The following is a 17501-nucleotide window of genomic DNA, read 5'->3' as shown; positions in this document are numbered from 1 at the left end:
CAAAGATTCGGTCAGGCCCGGCGCGCGCGCCCACTTGGGCGGATAACATCCTGCCCATCCCTTGTGCCGTGCCGGGGACGGCACCACCCCCGCGCCCGTCCCCCACCCGCCCCTACCGCTCCGCTCCCCCGCTCACCACCCCCCGCTGATCGCCCTAGGACGACGATGTCTCGACGGACAGGTGCCCGGCGCCGTCTCGGTTCCATACGCCTCTCCCTGGTGCTCCTGGCGCTCGTGCCCAGCGTCACCCTCGCCGCGATGTGGGGCGTGACGACGATCCAGATGTTCTCGGAAGGCCTGCGGCTGCGCGACCAGACGGACCTCAGCCGGTCGACCGGCGCCATGGGCACCGACGCGACGCTGGCGCTGCAACGCGAGCGCAGCCTGTCGGCCGCCTGGCTGGCCTCTCCGAAGGGCTCGCGGGCCGCCCTGGAGATTCAGCGCGCGGAGACCGACGAGGCGGTCGCCAAGCTGGTCGGGCAGGCGAGCGCGATCGAGAAGGCGCCCTCCCGCGTCTCCGACCGGCTGTACTCGGTGCTGGGCTCGGTGGGCAGCCTGGAGTACTACCGGGACCAGGTCGACAACCCGACCGACATCACCCCGCAGCAGGCGCTGGACCAGTACTCGTCGATCATCGACGACCAGATCCACGCGTTCCAGGAACTGTCCCAGGTCGACGACGGGGACCTCACCTCCCAGGCCGGACCGCTGGTGGGACTGGAGCACGGGGCGGAGCTCGTCTCCCGGGAGGACGCGCAGCTGACGCTGGCGTGGCCGACCGGGCATCTGGACGACAAGGCGTGGACGCAGTTCACGGAGCTGGTGAACACCCGGCGCTGGCTGGTGCAGGACCAGGTCCTGCCGCAGCTGACGGGCGAGGCCAAGGCGCAGACGGAGCGGATCCTGGCGAGCCGCGAGTGGCAGACGCTGCAGTCCGTCGAGGACCAGGTGCTCGCGTCGCGCAACGCGAGCCCCTCGGCCGACCGGATCGCCCTGCCGGACGCGCAGCAGCGGTGGAACGCCGCCATGGACAAGCTGTCCGACCGGTACGCGGCCCTCATCCAGAAGCAGACGTCGGCACTGCTGGAGCGCAGTGCCGAGAAAGCCGACGCCCTGCTGCTCAAGGCGGCGCTGCTGAGCACCGGCGGGCTCCTCGCGCTGCTGCTGTGCGCCGGCATGTCGTGGCGGATCACCCGCTCGCTGTCCCGGCGGCTGCGCGGTCTGCGCCGGGCCGCCGTCAGCCTGGCGCAGGAGCGGCTGCCCGACGTGGTGGCCCGTCTGGACCGGGGCGAGACGGTCGACGCGGAGTCGGCGACGACCGAACTGGACTACGGCCACGACGAACTCGGCCAGGTGGCCCGGGCGTTCAACACCGCCCAGCGCACGGCCGTGCACACCGCGGTCGAACTCGCCGACACCCGGCGCGGCTTCCAGAAGATCATCCTGGGCATCGCCCGGCAGAGCCAGAACCTGGTCAACCTCCAGCTGAGCAAGCTGGACACGCTGGAGCGCGAGCACACCGACCCCGACATCCTCAAGGGCCTGTACGAACTGGACTCCACGGCCAGCCAGTTGCGCCGCTACGAGGAGAACCTCGTCATCGTCAGCGGCGAACGGCCCGGCCGCAGCTGGACCGAGCCGGTCGCGCTCATGGACATCCTGCGCAGCGCGGTCGGGGAGGTCGCCGAGTACCAGCGGGTGGAGGTGCTCACCGAGGAGGAGGTGTACGTCGCGCCGCCCGCGGTCGCCGACGTCATCCACCTGCTGGCCGAGCTCATCGACAACGCGACGGCGTACTCCCCCGCGCCGAGCCCCGTCACGGTACGGGCCCAGATGGTGGCCAAGGGCCTGGCCGTCGAGGTCGAGGACCGTGGCCTCGGCATGTCGGAGGAGGACTACGCGTCCTTCAACGAGCAGCTGGCGGTGCCCCCGCAGTTCGACGTGGTGGCGCTCGCCGACGACCTGCGTCTGGGCATGTTCGTGATCGGCCGGCTGGCCCACCGGCACGACATCACCGTCACCCTGCGCTCGTCGCCGTACGGCGGGACCACGGCGATCGTGCTGATCCCGCACGAGATCGTGGTGCGGGAGCTTGCCGACGGCACGGCGACGGACGGCGGCACCCCGCAGGACGGGCCGATGGCGACCGGACGGGAAACCGACGCGCGGAGCGGCGGGAGAAGCGAGAACGCAGGCGAGGGCGAGGGGGAATCCGCGAGCGCCGCCGGGCCCGCCCGGGAGCCCCGGCCCCTCGTCACGGCCCGCACCGCCTCCGCCGTCCCGTCCGCCCCGGCCGCCCCGGAGGCACCGCGCGAAGTCGTGCCCCGCCGGGACGGACTCGCCCCGCTGCCCCGCCGGGTGCCGCAGACCAGCCTGGTGGAGGAGCTGCGCGAGGAGGCCCCGCCCACCGAGGACGACGGCTGTCTCGACGACTTCACCGCGGAGGCCGCCGCGTCCTCCCTGGCCGGTTTCCAGCGCGGCACACTCCGGGCCCGTGGCGACGACGCCGAGCCGCCCCACGACGAGGAGGCGGCCGCTCTCCCCCGGCAGGCCGCCGGCCCCGTCCCCTCGACTCCGCCCGCCGACCGCTGACGAAGGACACCCCCATGACACGCCCCATCCCCGCCACGCACACCCAGCTCGACCAGTTGCTCACCGGTCTCGTGGAGCGGGTCGCCGACGTGAACCAGGCCGTGGTGCTCTCCGAGGACGGCCTGGTGGTCAGCAAGTCCACCGGATTCCTGCGCGACGACGCCGAGCGGCTCGCGGCCACCGCGTCCGGGCTGATGAGCCTCAGCAAGGGCGTCAGCATGGACTTCCGGGGCGGTCCGGTGCGCCAGGCGCTCATCGAGATGGCCAACAGCTATCTGATCCTGACCTCCGCCGGACCCGGTGCGCATCTGGTCGTGCTGACCGGCCCGGGCGCGGACGTCGGGGTGGTGGCGTACCAGATGAACATGCTGGTCAAGAAGATCGGCGAGCACCTGAGCGCGGCTCCGCGGGGCGTGGCCGGACCCGTCGCCGATCCCGGCGTGTGAGGTGGGCGCAGGTGATGCGGCGGGGCGGCTGGTCAGGCCGTTCGCTCTGACCGGTGGCCGGACCCGGCCCAGCCGCGCCGACTTCACACTCATCTCGACGGTCACGGCGGTCGATCCGCCGCCCGTCACGGCGCTCCGGTGCCAGCCCGAGCACTCCCGGATCCTCCGGCTGTGCGCGGAGCCGGTCGCGGTGGCGGAGCTGGCCGCCCGGCTCGATCTGCCGGTGAGCGTGGTCGTCATCCTGCTGTGCGACCTGCTGGAGGCGGGCCGCATCACCGTGCGCCCGCCGCGCCTCGTCTCCCGTACCACTCCGGACCTGGACCTGCTGCAGAAAGTGAGGGACGGCCTTGGCCGGCTCTGACCTTGCCACTGACGCGTCTTCGGCACCCGACACGGTCAAGATCCTCATCGCCGGGGGCTTCGGCGTCGGCAAGACCACCATGGTCGGGTCGGTCAGCGAGATCGTCCCGCTGCGCACCGAGGAACCCCTGACCATGGCCGGTCTGGGCATCGACGACCTGGACGGCATCGAGGAGAAGCGGGCCACCACGGTGGCCCTGGACTTCGGCCGGATCACCATCAGCCGGGAACTGGTGCTGTATCTGTTCGGCACGCCGGGGCAGCAGCGGTTCTGGTTCATGTGGAACGACCTGGCGCTCGGCGCGCTCGGCGCGGTGGTCCTGGTCGACGTCCGCCGGCCCGAGTCCAGTTTCGCGGCGATCGACTTCTTCGAGCGCCGGGACATCCCGTTCGTCGTCGGGGTGAACGGCTTCCACGGCGAACACCCCTATCCGCCGGAGGACATCAGGGAGGCGCTCGCGGTGCCGGACCACGTGCGGGTGCTGCTGTGCGACGCCCGGGACCGGGAGTCGTGCCGGGACGTGCTGATCGCCCTGATCGACCAGCTGATCGCGTCGGCGGTGCAGGCGTAGGGGCCGGCCCGGGCGGTGGCGTGCCCGGGCCGGTGAGACGTCAGCGCGTCAGCTCAGGCCGGCCGACTTCAGCCAGGCCGTCGCCACGTCCAGCGGGTCCTTCTTCTCCAGCTGCACCTGCGCGTCGAGTTCCAGGAGCGTCTTGGTGTCCAGCTTCGCCGAGACCGCGTCGAGTGCCTCGACGCCCTTCTGCGGCAGGCCGCTCTTGTTGATCAGCGGCGTCACGTTGGCGAACCCGAAGAGGTTCTCCGGGTCCTTCAGGACGACGAACTTCTCCTTCACGATGGTCGGGTCCGTGGTGAAGATGTCGGCGGCCTGGACGGTGTTCCTGGTCAGCGCCGCCTGGGTCAGCGGGCCGCCCGCGTCGAGCGCCTTGAAGGACTTGAACTCCAGGCCGTACACGGACTTCAAGCCCTTGAGTCCCTGCTGCCGGGTCTGGAACTCGGGGGAACCGCCGATCACCAGGTCCGGGGCGGCGTCCTTGAGGTCCGCGAGGGTGGAGGAGGAGGTGAGCTGGTACTTCTTCGCGGTCTCGGCGTTGACGCTCACCGAGTCCTTGTCCTCGGCCGGCGACGACTGAAGGATGGTCAGCTTCTTGTCCAGCTTGGCCTTCACGGCCGCGTTCACCGCCTCCGCGGACTTCTGCTCGGCCTTGGGGTCCAGATAGGCCAGCAGCGAGCCGTTGTACTCCGGCAGCACGGTGACGGAGCCGTTCTTCATCAGCCCGTAGGTCGTCTCGCGGCTGCCGATGTTGTGCTTGTACGTGACGTCGAGACCCTTGGCCTTGAGGGCCTCGCCGTAGATGTCCGCGAGCAGGGTGCTCTCGGCGAAGTTGTTGGAGCCGACGACGACGGTGCCGGCCTTCGCCTTGTCGCCTTCCAGGGGGTTGTCGGAGGAGTCGCCGGACGAACAGCCCGCGAGCAGCGCCGCAGCGGCGGTGAGCGCGACGGCCGCCGCGCTGGTGTGCCTCGTCCTGGACCTGCTGCTCTTCGCGGTGAAAGTCATTCGACGATCCAATCCAGCCGCTTTGTGATCAGTCAAGAGCGTGCTGGTCACGGTTTGTTACAGACCCGGGGCGGGCTCTCGGCGTCGGCGCGTCTCAGCGTCTGCGCACGCCCGGCGACACGGCGAACCGGCCCGCCGCCCAGAACAGCGCCAGGGTGACGAGGGCCAGGACGGCCACCAGGGTGGCGCCGCCGACCACCTTCTCGTAGTCGCGCTGGTAGAGCCCGTCGACGATGTACCGGCCGAGGCCGCCCAGGCTGACGTACGCGGCGATGGTGGCCGTGGAGACGATCTGGATGGCCGCCGAGCGCAGGCCGCTGAGGATCAGCGGCAGCGCGACCGGCAGTTCGACCTGGAAGAGGATCCGCGACTCGTGCATGCCCATGCCGCGCGCCGCGTCCACCGGGGACGGGTCGACGGTCCGGACGGCCTCGTAGGTCGTCACCAGGATCGGCGGCACGGCGAGGACGACCAGGGGGATCATCACGGGCAGCAGGCCGAAGCCCATCATGATGACGATCAGCACCAGCAGGCCGAAACTGGGCAGCGCGCGGGCGGCGGTGGCGATGAACGCGAGGGCGTTGCCGCCCTTGCCGGTGTGTCCGGTCAGCAGACCGACGGGCAGGCCGATCGCGGCCGCGAGGGCCAGCGCCAGGGCCGAGTACTGGAGGTGTTCGAGCAGGCGTTGCGGGATGCCGTCGTAGCCGTGCCAGTGGGCGCTGTCGCTGAAGAAGGCGTTGACGAAGTTCAGTACGTTCACCGGGTCACGTCCTGGGTGACGGGCTGCTTGCGCCGTGTGCTCGGCCTGGGGTGCCTGCGGGCGCCGTTCGGCATCCACGGGGTCAGCACGACCCGGAGCAGCACCAGCACGGCGTCGCAGAGGATGGCCAGGACGGCGGTCGTGATCACGGAGTTCACGGCCAGCTCGGGGCGGTCGTACTTCTGCGCGTCGGCGAGCAGGTTGCCGAGGGCGCCCTGGTTGCCGATGAGGGTGCCGACGCTGACCAGGGAGATGCTGGAGACGGTGGCGACCCGGAGCCCGGCGATGATGGCGGGCACGGCGATCGGCAACTGCACCTGCGCGTAACGGCGTACGGGTCCGAAGCCCATGGCGGTGGCCGCGGCGAGGGTCTCCTGCGGCACGGAGCGCACTCCGTCGACGATGGCCGGGACGAGCACCACGAGGCTGTACACGGCCAGCGGGATCATCACGGTCAGCTCGGTCTGGCCGGTGTAGTCGATGAGGACCACGAAGAAGGCCAGCGACGGGACGGCGTAGAGGATGGTGGTGGCGCCGAGCACCGGCGGGTACAGCCAGCGGAAGCGGACACAGAGCTGGGCGAGCGGCAGCGCGAGCAGCAGTCCGGCCAGGACGGGCAGCAGGGCCTCGCGCAGATGCAGTCCGATCAGGCCGGTGTAGCTGTGCTGGAGGTCGCTCGGGATGTCGAAGAAGCCGTTCACGACGCGACCTTCGCGGCGTCGGCGTGCCCGGCGTGGGCGCTGCGGATGGCCTCGCCGATGGTCTGCTGCGCGACCACGCCGGTCACCCGGCCGCTGTCGTCCACGGCGACGGCCCAGCCGGACGGGGAGAGCACGGCGCAGTCGAGGGCGGCCCGCAGGGAGTCGGTGCCGGGGACGAAGGGCCGGCCGTGCGCCAGGAGCCGGGCGGGGTCGATGTCGCCTGCCGTCAGGTTCTCGGGCTCGGCCCAGCCGAGGGGCAGTCCCGCGCCGTCGGTGACCAGGAGCCAGGGGGCGTCCGCCGCGGTGATCTGCTCGGCGGTGGCGTCCACGGGGATCACCGGGCCGGTGGTCAGCGGGAGTTCGGCGGAGGGGAAGAACGACAGCCGCCGGATGCCGCGGTCGGCCCCGAGGAAGTCCTCGACGAAGGCGTCGGCGGGGCCGGCCAGCAGCTCGGCCGGGGGTGCGTACTGGGCGAGGTGCCCGCCCTCGCGCAGCACGGCGACCATGGTGCCGAGCTTGATCGCCTCGTCGATGTCGTGGGTGACGAAGACGATGGTCTTGCCCAGCTCGTCCTGGATGCGCAGCAGTTCGTCCTGGAGTTGCTTGCGCACCACCGGGTCGACCGCGGAGAACGGTTCGTCCATGAGCAGCACCGGCGGGTCGGCCGCGAGGGCCCGGGCCACGCCGACGCGCTGCTGCTGGCCGCCGGAGAGCTGGTAGGGGTACCGCTTGGCGAGCGCGGTGTCGAGGCCGACGCGCTCCATCAGCTCGGCCGCCCGGGCCCGGGCCTTCTGCTTGCCCCAGCCGAGGACGCGGGGCACGGTGGCGATGTTGTCCAGGATCGTGCGGTGCTGGAAGAGGCCGGCGTTCTGGATGACGTAACCCATGGACCGGCGCAGGGTGGTGACGGGGCGGCGCTGGATGTCCTCGCCGTCGAGGAGGATCGTTCCCTCACTGGGTTCGACCATCCTGTTGATCATCCGCAGGGTGGTGGTCTTGCCGCAGCCCGAGGGGCCGACGAGGACGGTGATCGAGCGGTCGGGTATCTCCAGGGACAACCGGTCGACAGCCACCGTGCCGTCCGGGTATCGCTTGGTGACTGATTCGATCCGTATCAAGGCGCCGGAGCCCTTCGGGTTGGCGGAAGCAATGGCCATGGTCGTACGGGCTGTTTCCGGACGAGTCTAGAGGGCGGCGGTCACCGGTCCGCAGGGCGTACGTCCGTCACCGGCAGGCGCACGGTGAACATCGTCGCGCCCGGCGTGCTGGTCAGTTCGATGCGCCCGCCGTGGGCGCGGACCAGCGACCGGGCGACCGCGAGCCCGAGCCCGCTGCCGCCGCGGTCGCGGCTGCGGGCCTTGTCGACGCGGTAGAAGCGGTCGAAGACCCGGTCCCGGTCGTCGGGCGGGATGCCCGGCCCGGTGTCGGCGACCCGCACCTCGGCGGCGCCGGGCACGACGGCCACCTCCACCGACACCTGCGTGCCGGCCGGGGTGTGCACCGCGGCGTTGGTCAGGAGGTTGTCGACGACCTGCCGGATGCGCAGCGGGTCCATCGGCAGCGGCACCGGCCCCGGACGGGCCAGGACCGTCAGCGGATGGTCCGGGCGGCCCGCGCGGAAGGCGTCGGCGGCCTGGTTCACCAGCTCCACCAGGTCGGCCTCCCGCAGCCTCAGCGGCGCCTCCACCTCCGCCGCGTCCAGCCGGGCGAGCAGCAGCAGGTCGTCCAGGAGGACGCCCATGCGGGCGGCCTCGGCGCGCAGCCGGGCCAGGTGCCGGTCGCGCTCCTCGGGGGCGTTGGCGGCGGCGTACTGGAAGAGGTCGGCGTAGCCGCGCACCGACATCAGCGGGGTGCGCAGTTCGTGGGAGGCGTCGGCGACGAAGCGGCGCAGCCGCTGCTCGGCCTCGGCGCGCACGGCGAGGGAGTCGTCGATGTGCTCCAGCATCGTGTTGAAGGCGGTGCGCAGTTCGTCCACCTCGGGCCCGCCGTCCCGGCCGTCGGCGCGCAGCGGCAGCCGGGCCGCGGACTCGGTCAGGTCGTGCGAGGCGATGCCGTGCGCGGTGGACGCCATGTCGCTGAGCGGCTTCAGACCGCGGCGCAGCATCCGGCGGCCGAAGACGACCAGGGCGAGCAGCGCGAGGGCGAAGGTGACGACCTGGATGGTGATCAGCTGCCCGACCGTGTCCTCGATGTCCTCCAGGGGCGCGGCGCTGACCAGGACCACCCCGGGCTCGACCTCGCAGGCGCGCAGCCGGTAGAAGCCCGCGCCCTTGAGGTGCTCGGTGCGCAGGAGTTCGGTGTGCGCGGCGGTCTGCGCCCGGGCCAGAGAGGCGAAGTCGCCGACGTCCGCGGGCAGGTCGGCCGGGTCCTCGGGCCTGCGCAGCTCGGTCCTGCCGTCCGACACGTCGTACACGGCGTAGAACCAGCTGTAGTACTTCTTGCCGGAGAGGGTGCCGTAGTCGGCGATGCTCTTGGACTGGGCGATCTGGGCCTGGGCGAGCTGGGTGTCGAGCTGGGCCGACAGGTAGTCCCGCATGTAGGTGGTCAGCGCCGTGCCGACGACGGCGAAGACGACCAGGGACAGGGCGCCGAGGCCGAGGGCCAGCCGGGTGCCGAGCCGCATACGGCGATAGGCCCGGCGCAGCCGGGCGATCACTCGGCGGCCTGCCGCAGCACGTACCCGAAGCCGCGCACGGTGTGGATGAGCGGCGCGCCGCCGTCGTCGGTCTCGTCGAGCTTGCGGCGCAGCCGGCTGACGACCAGCTCGACGACGTTGGACCGGCCGCCGAAGCCGTACTCCCACACGTGGTCGAGGATCTGCGCCTTGGTGAGCACGGTGGGCGACTTGCGCATGAGATAGCGCAGCACCTCGTACTCGGTCGGGGTCAGCGACAGCAGCCGCGCGCCGCGCCGCACCTCGCGGGTGTCCTCGTCCATCGTGAGGTCGCCGACCCGGAGCACGGACCGCTGGAAGGCGGGTCCGGCGCTGCGCCGCAGCACGGTCCGCAGCCGGGCCATCAGCTCCTCCACGGCGAACGGCTTGACCAGGTAGTCGTCGCCGCCCCGGGTGAGGCCGGCGACCCGGTCGGCGACGCCGTCGCGCGCGGTGAGGAACACCACCGGCACCATCGTGCCGGAGGCGCGCAGCCGGTCCAGGACGCCGAAGCCGTCCACACCGGGCAGCATCAGGTCCAGCACCACGATGTCCGGGTGGAACTCGGCGGCCCGCTTCAGCGCGTCCTCACCGGTGTGCGCCGTGACCGCCTCCCAGCCCTCGTAGCGGGCGACGGTCGCGACGAGATCGGCGATGGGCGGGTCGTCGTCGACGACGAGAAGTCGTACTTTTTCCACGAGCTCATAGTGCTGCACGGCTCCCGTGCCGCCATAGCCGCGTGCCCCCTGGCCGCGAGATCGATAAGGACTCGAAAGTCGGGCGACAGCTTCCCGACAGCTCCCCCGCGCCAAGCTCGGTGTCCCAGGAGCCGATCAAGGAGCTGCCGATCGTGACGACCCTCCGACAACCCCCCGTGGCGACCCGCCCCGGTGTGCGCCCGAAAGTGGTGGGCCGCGCCGGCCTGTACGCGGTGCTGCTGACGAACGCGGTCGTGGTGGCCGTGTTCTTCGCGCAGGCCGGTTTCGCCTCGAACGCGCTGATCGTGCTGGGTCGGCTGACCGGCCTGTACGCGGCGCTGCTCATGGCGTTCCAGCTGCTGCTGGTGGCGCGGCTGCCGTGGTTCGACCGGCGGATCGGCATGGACCGGCTGACGTCCTTCCACCGCTGGACCGGCTTCTCGGTGCTGTGGCTGCTGCTGTCGCACGCCGTGTTCATCGTCTTCGGCTACGCGCGGGCCTCGTCGCTGGACCCGGTGAACCAGCTGGTTGACCTCGCCGAGACCGTCGAGGGCGTGCTGCGGGCGATCGCCGCCCTGGCGATCATCCTGGTGGTCGGCGCGGTCTCGGCCCGCTGGGCCCGGCGCCGGCTGGCGTACGAGACCTGGCACTTCGTCCATCTGTACACCTACGTGGCGGTGGTGCTGGCGTTCACGCACCAGGTCGCCGCGGGCACGACGTTCGCCTCGTCACCGGTGGCCACCGCGTACTGGTACGGCGTGTGGGGCCTGGCGCTGGCGTCGGTGTGCGCCGGCCGGCTGGTGCTGCCGCTGTGGCGCAACTTCCGCCACCGGTTCCGGGTGACGGCCGTCGTACCCGAGAGCGACAACGTGGTGTCGATCTACATCACGGGGCGCGACCTGGACCGGCTGCCCGCCCGGGCCGGGCAGTTCTTCCTGTGGCGTTTCCTGACGAAGGACCGCTGGTGGCAGGCGAACCCGTTCTCCCTGTCCGCCGCCCCCGACGGCCGCACCCTGCGCCTGACCGCCAAGCGGGCCGGGGACGGCAGCGCGGCACTGCGGCATCTGAAGGTCGGCACGCGCGTCTTCGCCGAGGGCCCCTACGGCGCCTTCACCACCCTGCACCGCACCCGCCCGGACGCCGTGCTCATCGCCGGGGGTGTCGGTGTCACACCGATCCGTGCCCTGCTGGAGGAGCTGCACGGCCACGCGGTCGTGATCTACCGGGTGGCCACCGACCGGGACGCGGTGCTCTACGACGAACTGCGCGACCTCGCGCTCACCCGGGGCGCCGAACTGCACCTGGTCACCGGCCCGCCGGTGCCGGACCGGCTGGCGCCGCGGGAGCTGGCCCGGCTGGTGCCGGACATCGCCGAGCGGGACGTCTACCTGTGCGGTCCGCCGCCGATGATGAACGCCGTCCTCGGCAGCCTGCGCGAGCTGGGCGTGCCGGGGCCGCAGACCCACTTCGAACGCTTCAGCCTGGCCGGATGACGAGGAGACCGTCGTGAAACGAGCACTGCCCGTCCTCGTCCTGAGCGTCGCGGGACTGATCCCGCTCTGGCGCTACGCCCCCTCGCAGGAGGCCGGTTCGTCCCCGGCCGCCGCGGCGCCCGCCTCGACCCCCTCGGTCTCGTCGTCGGGCGGCACCACCACCACGGTGGTGGCGGGTTCCACCGTCGACACCGAGAAGGGGCCGGTGCGGGTCGAGGTCACCTTCGACGGCGACGAGATCGCCTCGGTGCGGATGCTCCGGCAGCCGGACCATCCGCAGACCACGGCCGCCGTGCCGCAGCTGATCGAGGAGACCCTCCAGGCACAGAGCGCCGACATCGACACCGTGTCCGGCGCGACGATCACCAGCGACGGCTACCGGGAGTCGCTCCAGGCCGCCATCGACGCGAAGGGCTGAGAGGCATGCGCCGCGTCGAGCACGTCATGGGGTTCCCGGTGTCGGTGCGGATCGACGACGAGGACTTCCCCCGGGCACCGGTGGACGACCTGTTCGCGTGGCTTCGCGAGGTCGACGCGCGGTTCAGCCCGTTCCGCCCCGGCAGTGAGGTGGCCCGGCTGGACCGGGGCGAGGTGCGCACGCCGAGTCCGGAACTCCGCGAGGTCCTGGAGCTGTGCGAGGAGTACCGGATCGCGACCGGGGGCGCCTTCGACGTCCGCCTCCCGGGCCGCCGCCTCGATCCCTGCGCGGTGGTGAAGGGCTGGTCGGTGCAGAAGGGCGCGGAGCTGCTGTCGGCGGCGGGGGCCAAGCGCTTCTGCCTCAACGCGGGCGGCGACGTGATCGTCTCCGGCGGCCCCTGGCGCGTGGGCGTACGCCATCCCGAGCACGCCGGCCGGCTCTGCACGGTCCTGGACGTCACGGACCGGGCCGTGGCGACCTCCGCCCGCTACGAACGCGGCGATCACATCCTCGACGGCCGCACCGGCCGCCCCGCACGGGGCCTGCTCGGCATGACCGTGCTCGCCCCGACCCTGACGGAGGCGGACGCGGTCGCCACGGCTGCGTTCGCCCTCGGCGCGGAGGGCGTCGCCTGGGCCGCCGCCCGCGAGAACTGCGAGGTGTTCGCGGTGGACGCCGACCGGCGGGTCCTGCGCAGCGCGGGGTTTCCCAGGACGGCCGAGCCGGTCGCGGCGGCCTGAGCCGGGTGCCGCGGCCAGCCGTCCGGCAGGTCGTCGAGGAAGCCCGGGGGCGGTACGAGGTAGCCGGTCCAGCGTCACAGCATGACCAGGGCGAGCGGGACGAGCAGACAGAGGGCGACCAGCGCGAACACGGCGGTGTTGCCGAGGGCCCGGTGGAAGCCGATGTCGGTGGCGAGCAGCCGGTAGGTGCGCAGCCCCACCCGGCGGGGCCCCGGCCGGAACAAGAGTTCGCGCGTCACCCACTCCCACACCAACGGCACCGGTTAACCTCGTAGGTCGCCGAAGGTTAACGGGGGTTACCCATGGTGAACGCCGATCGCACACCGCCGGAGTGCCCTGGGGGCCACGACGGCATGCCGGAGAGCGACGCCGGGCGCCATCTGCAGAACCAGCTCGAGATCCTCATCCAGGACTTCCGCAGGAGCACCGAACCGCCGATGCCGGTGTTCGTCGTGCACGCGCAGGAGGACCGGGACGACGACGCCGTGGCCGGGCTGGTCCGACAACTGCACGCGGGACAGGAGGCGCACGGCACGCGCTGCGCGGTGGTGACCCAGGACGCCTACGAGGGCGCCACCGAGGTCCGCCGGGCCGCGGCCCTGGTGCGCGCGCTGAGCGACCCGCGCAAGTGGGGCGGCCCGAAAGCGCTCTACCGGCGTTACGCCTTCCCCCGGCTGCGGCTGGTGCACGCCATCGACGACGCGGTCGCGGCGCTCGGCGACAGCTGGCCGTCGCCCGCCCCCGGCAGCCCCGAGGCCGGGCAGGACCAGCGGCAGCGACTGCTGAACGAGCTGGCGCAGCAGCGCTGGCGGCCGAAGAACACCGCGCGCTGGCGCTCGGGCCTGCCTCTGTTCGACATGGCGCACATCCTCCCGGCCAGCCTGGTGACCGTGCTCGCCGCACTGCTGGCCCGCAGCGAGTGGTACGTCGCGGTCGGCGCCGGCCTCGTCTTCCTGCTGCTGCTGACCGTCCTCAACTACGTGCTGCCGGGGCGGGCGCCGATCTTCCTGTGGCTGCGCCGGGAGAGCCGCTGGTTCATGACGACGACCTTCCTGAGGGCGGCGGACCAGGAGGAGTCCACCGAGGTGTCGCTGCTGCGGCCGGTGGGCTCCTGGAAGGCGATCGCGGCCCGCGCCTACGACGTGGCCGAGGCGCTCAGGGCGGGCGGCGACTTCCATCTCCAGCTGTGCGTGCTGGCGCTGCGCGAGGATTTGCGGGACAACCACCGGCGCTGGAGCTGGGACCTGCGCGGCTTCAAACGGCCGCGCCCGCCGATGCTGTTCCTGCCCCACGCGGACGATCGCAACGGCGGCGTCGAGCTGATCCGGGCCATAAGCGACGTGCGCAGCCGGCGCAGCGAGCTCGACCCGCTGCTCGTGGTCGCCGCGGTGCGCGCGCAGGACGTGCCGCGGCTGGACCGCGGAGTCGTCCGGACGGCGCCCGCCCCGGACGCGGCACCGCCCACGTTCGGGGTGCGGCTGCGCACCTGGTACCGGGAGTGGGGTCGCGATCTGCGCGCCGAGCAGTCGCCCAGCCGGGAGCGGTCGGTGCTGCCGTGGGTGATGAAGATCCCGCTGCCGCACGACCAGTTGGGCCCCGTGGAGGAGGGCCGTCACCATCTGCGGGCCTCCTCCCGGCCGACGCTCGCCCGGCTGGTGTGGGCCCTGCACACCCTGGTCCTGGTGATCGCCCTGCTGTCCGCGGCCACCGTGATGCGGGCCGACGCCCTGCACGACCGGTACTGCTCGGCGTCCGTGCTGACCGCCAACCGGGACACCCGGCGCGCGCAGGCACCCGACGGCCGCACCGAGTGCATCGGCATAGCGACGGACGGACTGAGATTCGCCGACTGGCTGCCCGCACCCGACCCCGGCGACGACGTCAAGGCGCTCACCGCCGGCGACGAGACACCCTGGACGGTGGCCGACCTGGAGGACCGTATCGCCGCCCAGAACGCCAGGGTCCTCGACGGCCCGGCCGGTACGTACGTCACCGTCGTCTACGCCGGGCCGCTCAGCGCCGACACCTCGGCGGGCTCCTCCCTTGTGAAGGGCGCCGAGGAGCTGGCCGGCGTGTATCTGGCCCAGGCCGTCATCAACGAGAACTCCAGCGTCAAGCTGCGCGTGCTGATCGCCAACGGCGGGGTGGACCTCGGGCACCAGGAGGAGATGGCCGAGGCGATCGCCGGGTACGCCGCCCACGACCCGACCGTGGTGGGGGTCGTCGGCACCGGCCGCGACCTGAAGTCGAGCCGGGCGACGACCCGCATCCTGATGGAGGCCGGCCTGCCCGTCGTCTCGGGCACCAACTCCGCGACGTATCTGCCCCGCGAGTTCGCCAACTGGTTCAGCCTGGCCGCCACGGACGAGTGGCAGACCCGCCAACTCGGCCTGATCGCCGCCCAGTTGCGCACCCCGGACCGGCGGCAGTACGCCCTGGTCCTGGCCCGCGACACGGCGAGGACCGACGACCTCTACACCGACGAGCAGGCCCGCTACGGCCAGGGGATGCTGCGCCGGCAGGGTTTCACCCCGCTCCCCCAGCGCCGCTACACCCTGACCGGCGGCAAGCCCGAACTCCGTTCGCACGCCCAGGAGATCTGCCGCGGCAGCCGGGTCCCCTCGGTGATCTACTTCGCGGGCCGGGTGGAGGACATCGACCCCCTGATGACCCAGCTGGGCACCGAACCGGGCTGCGCCGGCAAGCCCCTGGCCATCCTCACCGGCGACGACCTGTCCAAGGCCGACTTCGCCGGCGGCGGCCAGTCCGTCGCACCGAAGGTCACGCTGTACCACGCGGCCCTCGCGGAACTGCGCACCGCCGCCACCCGAACGGCCTTCTACCTGGACGCCGCCCAGCACCTGCCCGGGCTGCGCGGCCACCGTCTGCGCTACGACAGCCCGGCCCTCGCCAGCGGCCAGACCGCCCTCGCCCATGACGCGACCCGCGCCCTGTTCTGGGCTGCCACCCGGGGCGACCGGCCGCAGAACCGTGCCTCGACCTGGGTGAACCTGCGCAGCGTCAAGATCGAGGGCATGGCCACCGGCACCATCGACTTCACCGGCGCCCCGCTGTACGGCGACCGCACCGGGCACAGCATCGTCCTCAAGGAGGTCCGCCGCACCGCCGACGGCACGTCCACACCCCGCGTGGTGTGCAGGCGCACCGCGGGGCACACCGCGCCCCTGACCCAGAAGGAGTGCCGGATCAGCCGCTGAGCCGGGCCCTCACCGGAAGACCGCGGCGCAGAAGCCCACGAGGTACGACAGGGCGAAGATGACCGGTACCCACTGCTCGACATGGGTCAGGGGAAGGTACTTGCGCCAGTCGCGGCCCTCTCCGGACGCCTTCCACTCCGCCCGGGAGTAGGCGAACGCGGGCAGCCGCTCCTCCAGAGCCCCGATCACCGCCCACTTGGCGAAATTGAGCTGCCGGTACGAGCGCACCATGACGTACCACGCCGCGCACTGGGCGAGCAGGATGACCAGGCCGCTCAGGAGCAGCGCGACCGGCAGGCCGGCCACCCCCCGGCCCGCGACCGCCGTCACGGCCGCGACGACCGCGCTGTTGAGCGACAGGAAGAAGGTGTTGGTCAGATTGCGCCGGGCGCTGACCCGGTCGGCCATCTCGACGCAGAGCTTGTACTGGTCGAGCACCGCCTGCCGGTACCGTTCCTGCGCCTCCGTGTACGCGGCCGGGCCGACCGCTTCGTTCCACAGCACATCCCCGAGGTCGCTCATGCCCCCAGCATGGCGAACGGCGCCCGGGCGCGAGGGCGGGGAGCGCGACCGGTCAGCCGCGACGGGCGCCTTCCGGCCACACCACGTCCACCGGCAGTCCGGTCTCCCGGGCTTCGAGGACCGCGTCGGCGGTGCCCCCGCCCATGCCGCTCGGGGGCTCGCCGTTCCACACGGCGACGAGCCGGTCGGCGCGTTGCAGCAGGACGGCGTTGGCGGCGTCGTAGGCCGGTCGCCCGGCGGTGCGGTAGGGCAGCACGACCACCTCGTCGGCGGCCGCGGCGAGACGGTCGAACACCGGGGCGTGGTCGGCCCCGACGTGGTCGCGGCGGTAGTCCTCGGACGGCACGACCACGACCAGGCGCCCGCCGTGGGCCAGGACGGCCTCGGCGAACAGCGCGTCGGAGCCCTTGGCCAGGCACGAGACCCCGACCAGCCCGGCCTCGGCGGAGTGCCGCCGGAGCACTGTGTCGAGGGCCGCGCGCACCAGGGGGACGCTGTCCTCGGTCAGGTCCATGTGCCCGGTCACCGCGAGGGTCATGAGGTGGGTCGTCACCTGGGTCGTCACGTCCCGTCCCCCTTCCGCGTGACAGCGGGCCACATCCGGCGTTGATCCTATGCGGCGCCCCGGGACCCGCCCAGGCCTCGGGAGACGGTGCGGGTGTCGATTCCGGTCAACTCGATCCCGGTCCTCCCAACTGGTGCGGAACGGCTACGGCTTGCTCCCCGGCCCCCCTAGAATCGGCGCACCATCACGACCGCACACGGTCGTCCTGTGACAGGACCTACTGCGCCGGGCGCGAGCCTCCCAGCCTCGTCCCCCGGTGCGTGACATTCGCGAACGGGGGATGCCGGGATGCCCGCTGCCGAGAGGGCCGACGGGGCGCTGTTCTCGTTACCCATGGTCGTTCCCCGAACGACCGAGTACACCCGCCTCGGCGTGCCGCCCGAGGCGACGGCCGACGAGATCCGTGCGGCCGCCAACCGCAACGACGCCCGGCTGAGGGCCCGCGGCGCGAGCGACGAGGAGATCGCCGCCGCGCACGCCGCCAGTATCGAGAACGCCGAGGCCCGCGCCGCGCACGACGCCCGTTTCCCACCCCTTGCCCTGCTGCGCCTCGTACCGACCTGGGAGCCGATCCTGGACGCGGACGACAAGGCGATCGGCCTGTCCGTGCTGCGCAGGGAGATCGAGGCCTTCCTCGCCACGGCAGGTGAGCCGGTCCACCACCCCATGGACACCACCCGCACCGACTTCACCGGCGACTTCACCCGCACCCATCTGCTCGACGGCTTCGCCGACGAGTGAACCCCGGAGGTCCCCCC

The 17501-nt window shown here is 72.2% G+C and carries 18 protein-coding genes; 9 read left to right on the top strand and 9 right to left on the bottom strand.

Annotated features, from left to right (window positions below; translation table 11 throughout):
- Positions 1–165: 165 nt before the first annotated feature.
- The 4 genes from ACFZDE_RS24670 to ACFZDE_RS24655 are packed head-to-tail and all read left to right on the top strand — an operon-like array spanning position 166 to position 3970.
- Positions 166–2592, top strand: a complete 2427-nt coding sequence (locus ACFZDE_RS24670) for a nitrate- and nitrite sensing domain-containing protein (protein ID WP_391203067.1) — start codon at positions 166–168, stop codon at positions 2590–2592.
- 14 nt (positions 2593–2606) lie between these two features.
- A complete protein-coding gene (locus ACFZDE_RS24665) occupies positions 2607–3038 on the top strand; it encodes a roadblock/LC7 domain-containing protein (RefSeq protein WP_390994116.1) in 432 nt (143 codons plus the stop codon).
- Position 3039: 1 nt separating this feature from the next.
- A complete protein-coding gene (locus ACFZDE_RS24660) occupies positions 3040–3399 on the top strand; it encodes a DUF742 domain-containing protein (protein ID WP_390994117.1) in 360 nt (119 codons plus the stop codon).
- Positions 3386–3970, top strand: a complete 585-nt coding sequence (locus ACFZDE_RS24655) for an ATP/GTP-binding protein (protein ID WP_391203065.1) — start codon at positions 3386–3388, stop codon at positions 3968–3970. Before ACFZDE_RS24660 ends, ACFZDE_RS24655 begins: the two co-directional genes overlap by 14 nt.
- Before the next feature lie 48 nt (positions 3971–4018).
- Here ACFZDE_RS24655 and ACFZDE_RS24650 read toward each other — a convergent pair whose 3' ends face one another.
- The 6 genes from ACFZDE_RS24650 to ACFZDE_RS24625 all read right to left on the bottom strand — a co-directional run bounded on the left by ACFZDE_RS24650 (position 4019) and on the right by ACFZDE_RS24625 (position 9787).
- On the bottom strand, positions 4019–4975 hold the full coding sequence (locus ACFZDE_RS24650; RefSeq protein WP_391203062.1) for a glycine betaine ABC transporter substrate-binding protein: 957 nt from the start codon (positions 4973–4975) through the stop codon (positions 4019–4021).
- 94 nt (positions 4976–5069) lie between these two features.
- Positions 5070–5735 carry an ABC transporter permease subunit gene (locus ACFZDE_RS24645; protein ID WP_390994120.1) on the bottom strand — a complete coding sequence of 222 codons (666 nt, stop codon included), beginning with the start codon at positions 5733–5735 and terminating at the stop codon, positions 5070–5072.
- Positions 5732–6436, bottom strand: coding sequence for an ABC transporter permease subunit (locus ACFZDE_RS24640; RefSeq protein ID WP_391203059.1), 705 nt, complete (start codon positions 6434–6436; stop codon positions 5732–5734). The genes ACFZDE_RS24645 and ACFZDE_RS24640 overlap by 4 nt, the downstream gene beginning before the upstream one ends.
- Positions 6433–7554 carry an ATP-binding cassette domain-containing protein gene (locus tag ACFZDE_RS24635; RefSeq protein ID WP_390994937.1) on the bottom strand — a complete coding sequence of 374 codons (1122 nt, stop codon included), beginning with the start codon at positions 7552–7554 and terminating at the stop codon, positions 6433–6435. Before ACFZDE_RS24635 ends, ACFZDE_RS24640 begins: the two co-directional genes overlap by 4 nt.
- An 80-nt stretch (positions 7555–7634) precedes the next feature.
- On the bottom strand, positions 7635–9092 hold the full coding sequence (locus tag ACFZDE_RS24630; protein ID WP_390994122.1) for an ATP-binding protein: 1458 nt from the start codon (positions 9090–9092) through the stop codon (positions 7635–7637).
- A complete protein-coding gene (locus ACFZDE_RS24625; protein WP_390994123.1) occupies positions 9089–9787 on the bottom strand; it encodes a response regulator in 699 nt (232 codons plus the stop codon). The genes ACFZDE_RS24630 and ACFZDE_RS24625 overlap by 4 nt, the downstream gene beginning before the upstream one ends.
- A gap of 206 nt (positions 9788–9993) precedes the next feature.
- On the opposite strand from ACFZDE_RS24625, the gene ACFZDE_RS24620 reads away from it, so the two are divergent.
- The 3 genes from ACFZDE_RS24620 to ACFZDE_RS24610 are packed head-to-tail and all read left to right on the top strand — an operon-like array spanning position 9994 to position 12438.
- A complete protein-coding gene (locus ACFZDE_RS24620) occupies positions 9994–11280 on the top strand; it encodes a ferric reductase-like transmembrane domain-containing protein (RefSeq protein ID WP_391203687.1) in 1287 nt (428 codons plus the stop codon).
- Between the two features lie 13 nt (positions 11281–11293).
- Positions 11294–11698 (top strand): FMN-binding protein, encoded by a 405-nt coding sequence (locus ACFZDE_RS24615; protein ID WP_390994124.1) that lies wholly within the window; start codon positions 11294–11296, stop codon positions 11696–11698.
- A 5-nt stretch (positions 11699–11703) separates the two neighbouring features.
- Positions 11704–12438, top strand: coding sequence for an FAD:protein FMN transferase (locus ACFZDE_RS24610; protein WP_391203056.1), 735 nt, complete (start codon positions 11704–11706; stop codon positions 12436–12438).
- Between the two features lie 74 nt (positions 12439–12512).
- On the opposite strand, the gene ACFZDE_RS24605 is transcribed toward ACFZDE_RS24610, so the two are convergent.
- Positions 12513–12677 (bottom strand): hypothetical protein, encoded by a 165-nt coding sequence (locus tag ACFZDE_RS24605; protein WP_391203053.1) that lies wholly within the window; start codon positions 12675–12677, stop codon positions 12513–12515.
- Between the two features lie 63 nt (positions 12678–12740).
- Here ACFZDE_RS24605 and ACFZDE_RS24600 point away from each other — a divergent pair, with 63 nt between their 5' ends.
- Positions 12741–15656 carry an ABC transporter substrate-binding protein gene (locus tag ACFZDE_RS24600; protein ID WP_391203050.1) on the top strand — a complete coding sequence of 972 codons (2916 nt, stop codon included), beginning with the start codon at positions 12741–12743 and terminating at the stop codon, positions 15654–15656.
- Positions 15657–15665: 9 nt separating this feature from the next.
- On the opposite strand, the gene ACFZDE_RS24595 is transcribed toward ACFZDE_RS24600, so the two are convergent.
- Both ACFZDE_RS24595 and ACFZDE_RS24590 read right to left on the bottom strand, forming a co-directional pair.
- Complete coding sequence (locus ACFZDE_RS24595; protein WP_391203047.1) at positions 15666–16178, bottom strand: hypothetical protein; 513 nt, start codon at positions 16176–16178, stop codon at positions 15666–15668.
- A 52-nt stretch (positions 16179–16230) separates the two neighbouring features.
- Positions 16231–16716 carry a hypothetical protein gene (locus ACFZDE_RS24590; RefSeq protein WP_391203684.1) on the bottom strand — a complete coding sequence of 162 codons (486 nt, stop codon included), beginning with the start codon at positions 16714–16716 and terminating at the stop codon, positions 16231–16233.
- A 360-nt stretch (positions 16717–17076) separates the two neighbouring features.
- Here ACFZDE_RS24590 and ACFZDE_RS24585 point away from each other — a divergent pair, with 360 nt between their 5' ends.
- Positions 17077–17484 carry a hypothetical protein gene (locus ACFZDE_RS24585; RefSeq protein WP_391203045.1) on the top strand — a complete coding sequence of 136 codons (408 nt, stop codon included), beginning with the start codon at positions 17077–17079 and terminating at the stop codon, positions 17482–17484.
- Positions 17485–17501: the final 17 nt, after the last annotated feature.

Origin of the sequence: Streptomyces sp. NPDC007929, from assembly GCF_042959065.1 — a bacterium.
In the GTDB taxonomy this organism is placed as follows: domain Bacteria; phylum Actinomycetota; class Actinomycetes; order Streptomycetales; family Streptomycetaceae; genus Streptomyces.
This window is presented reverse-complemented; position numbering and strand designations above follow the sequence as displayed.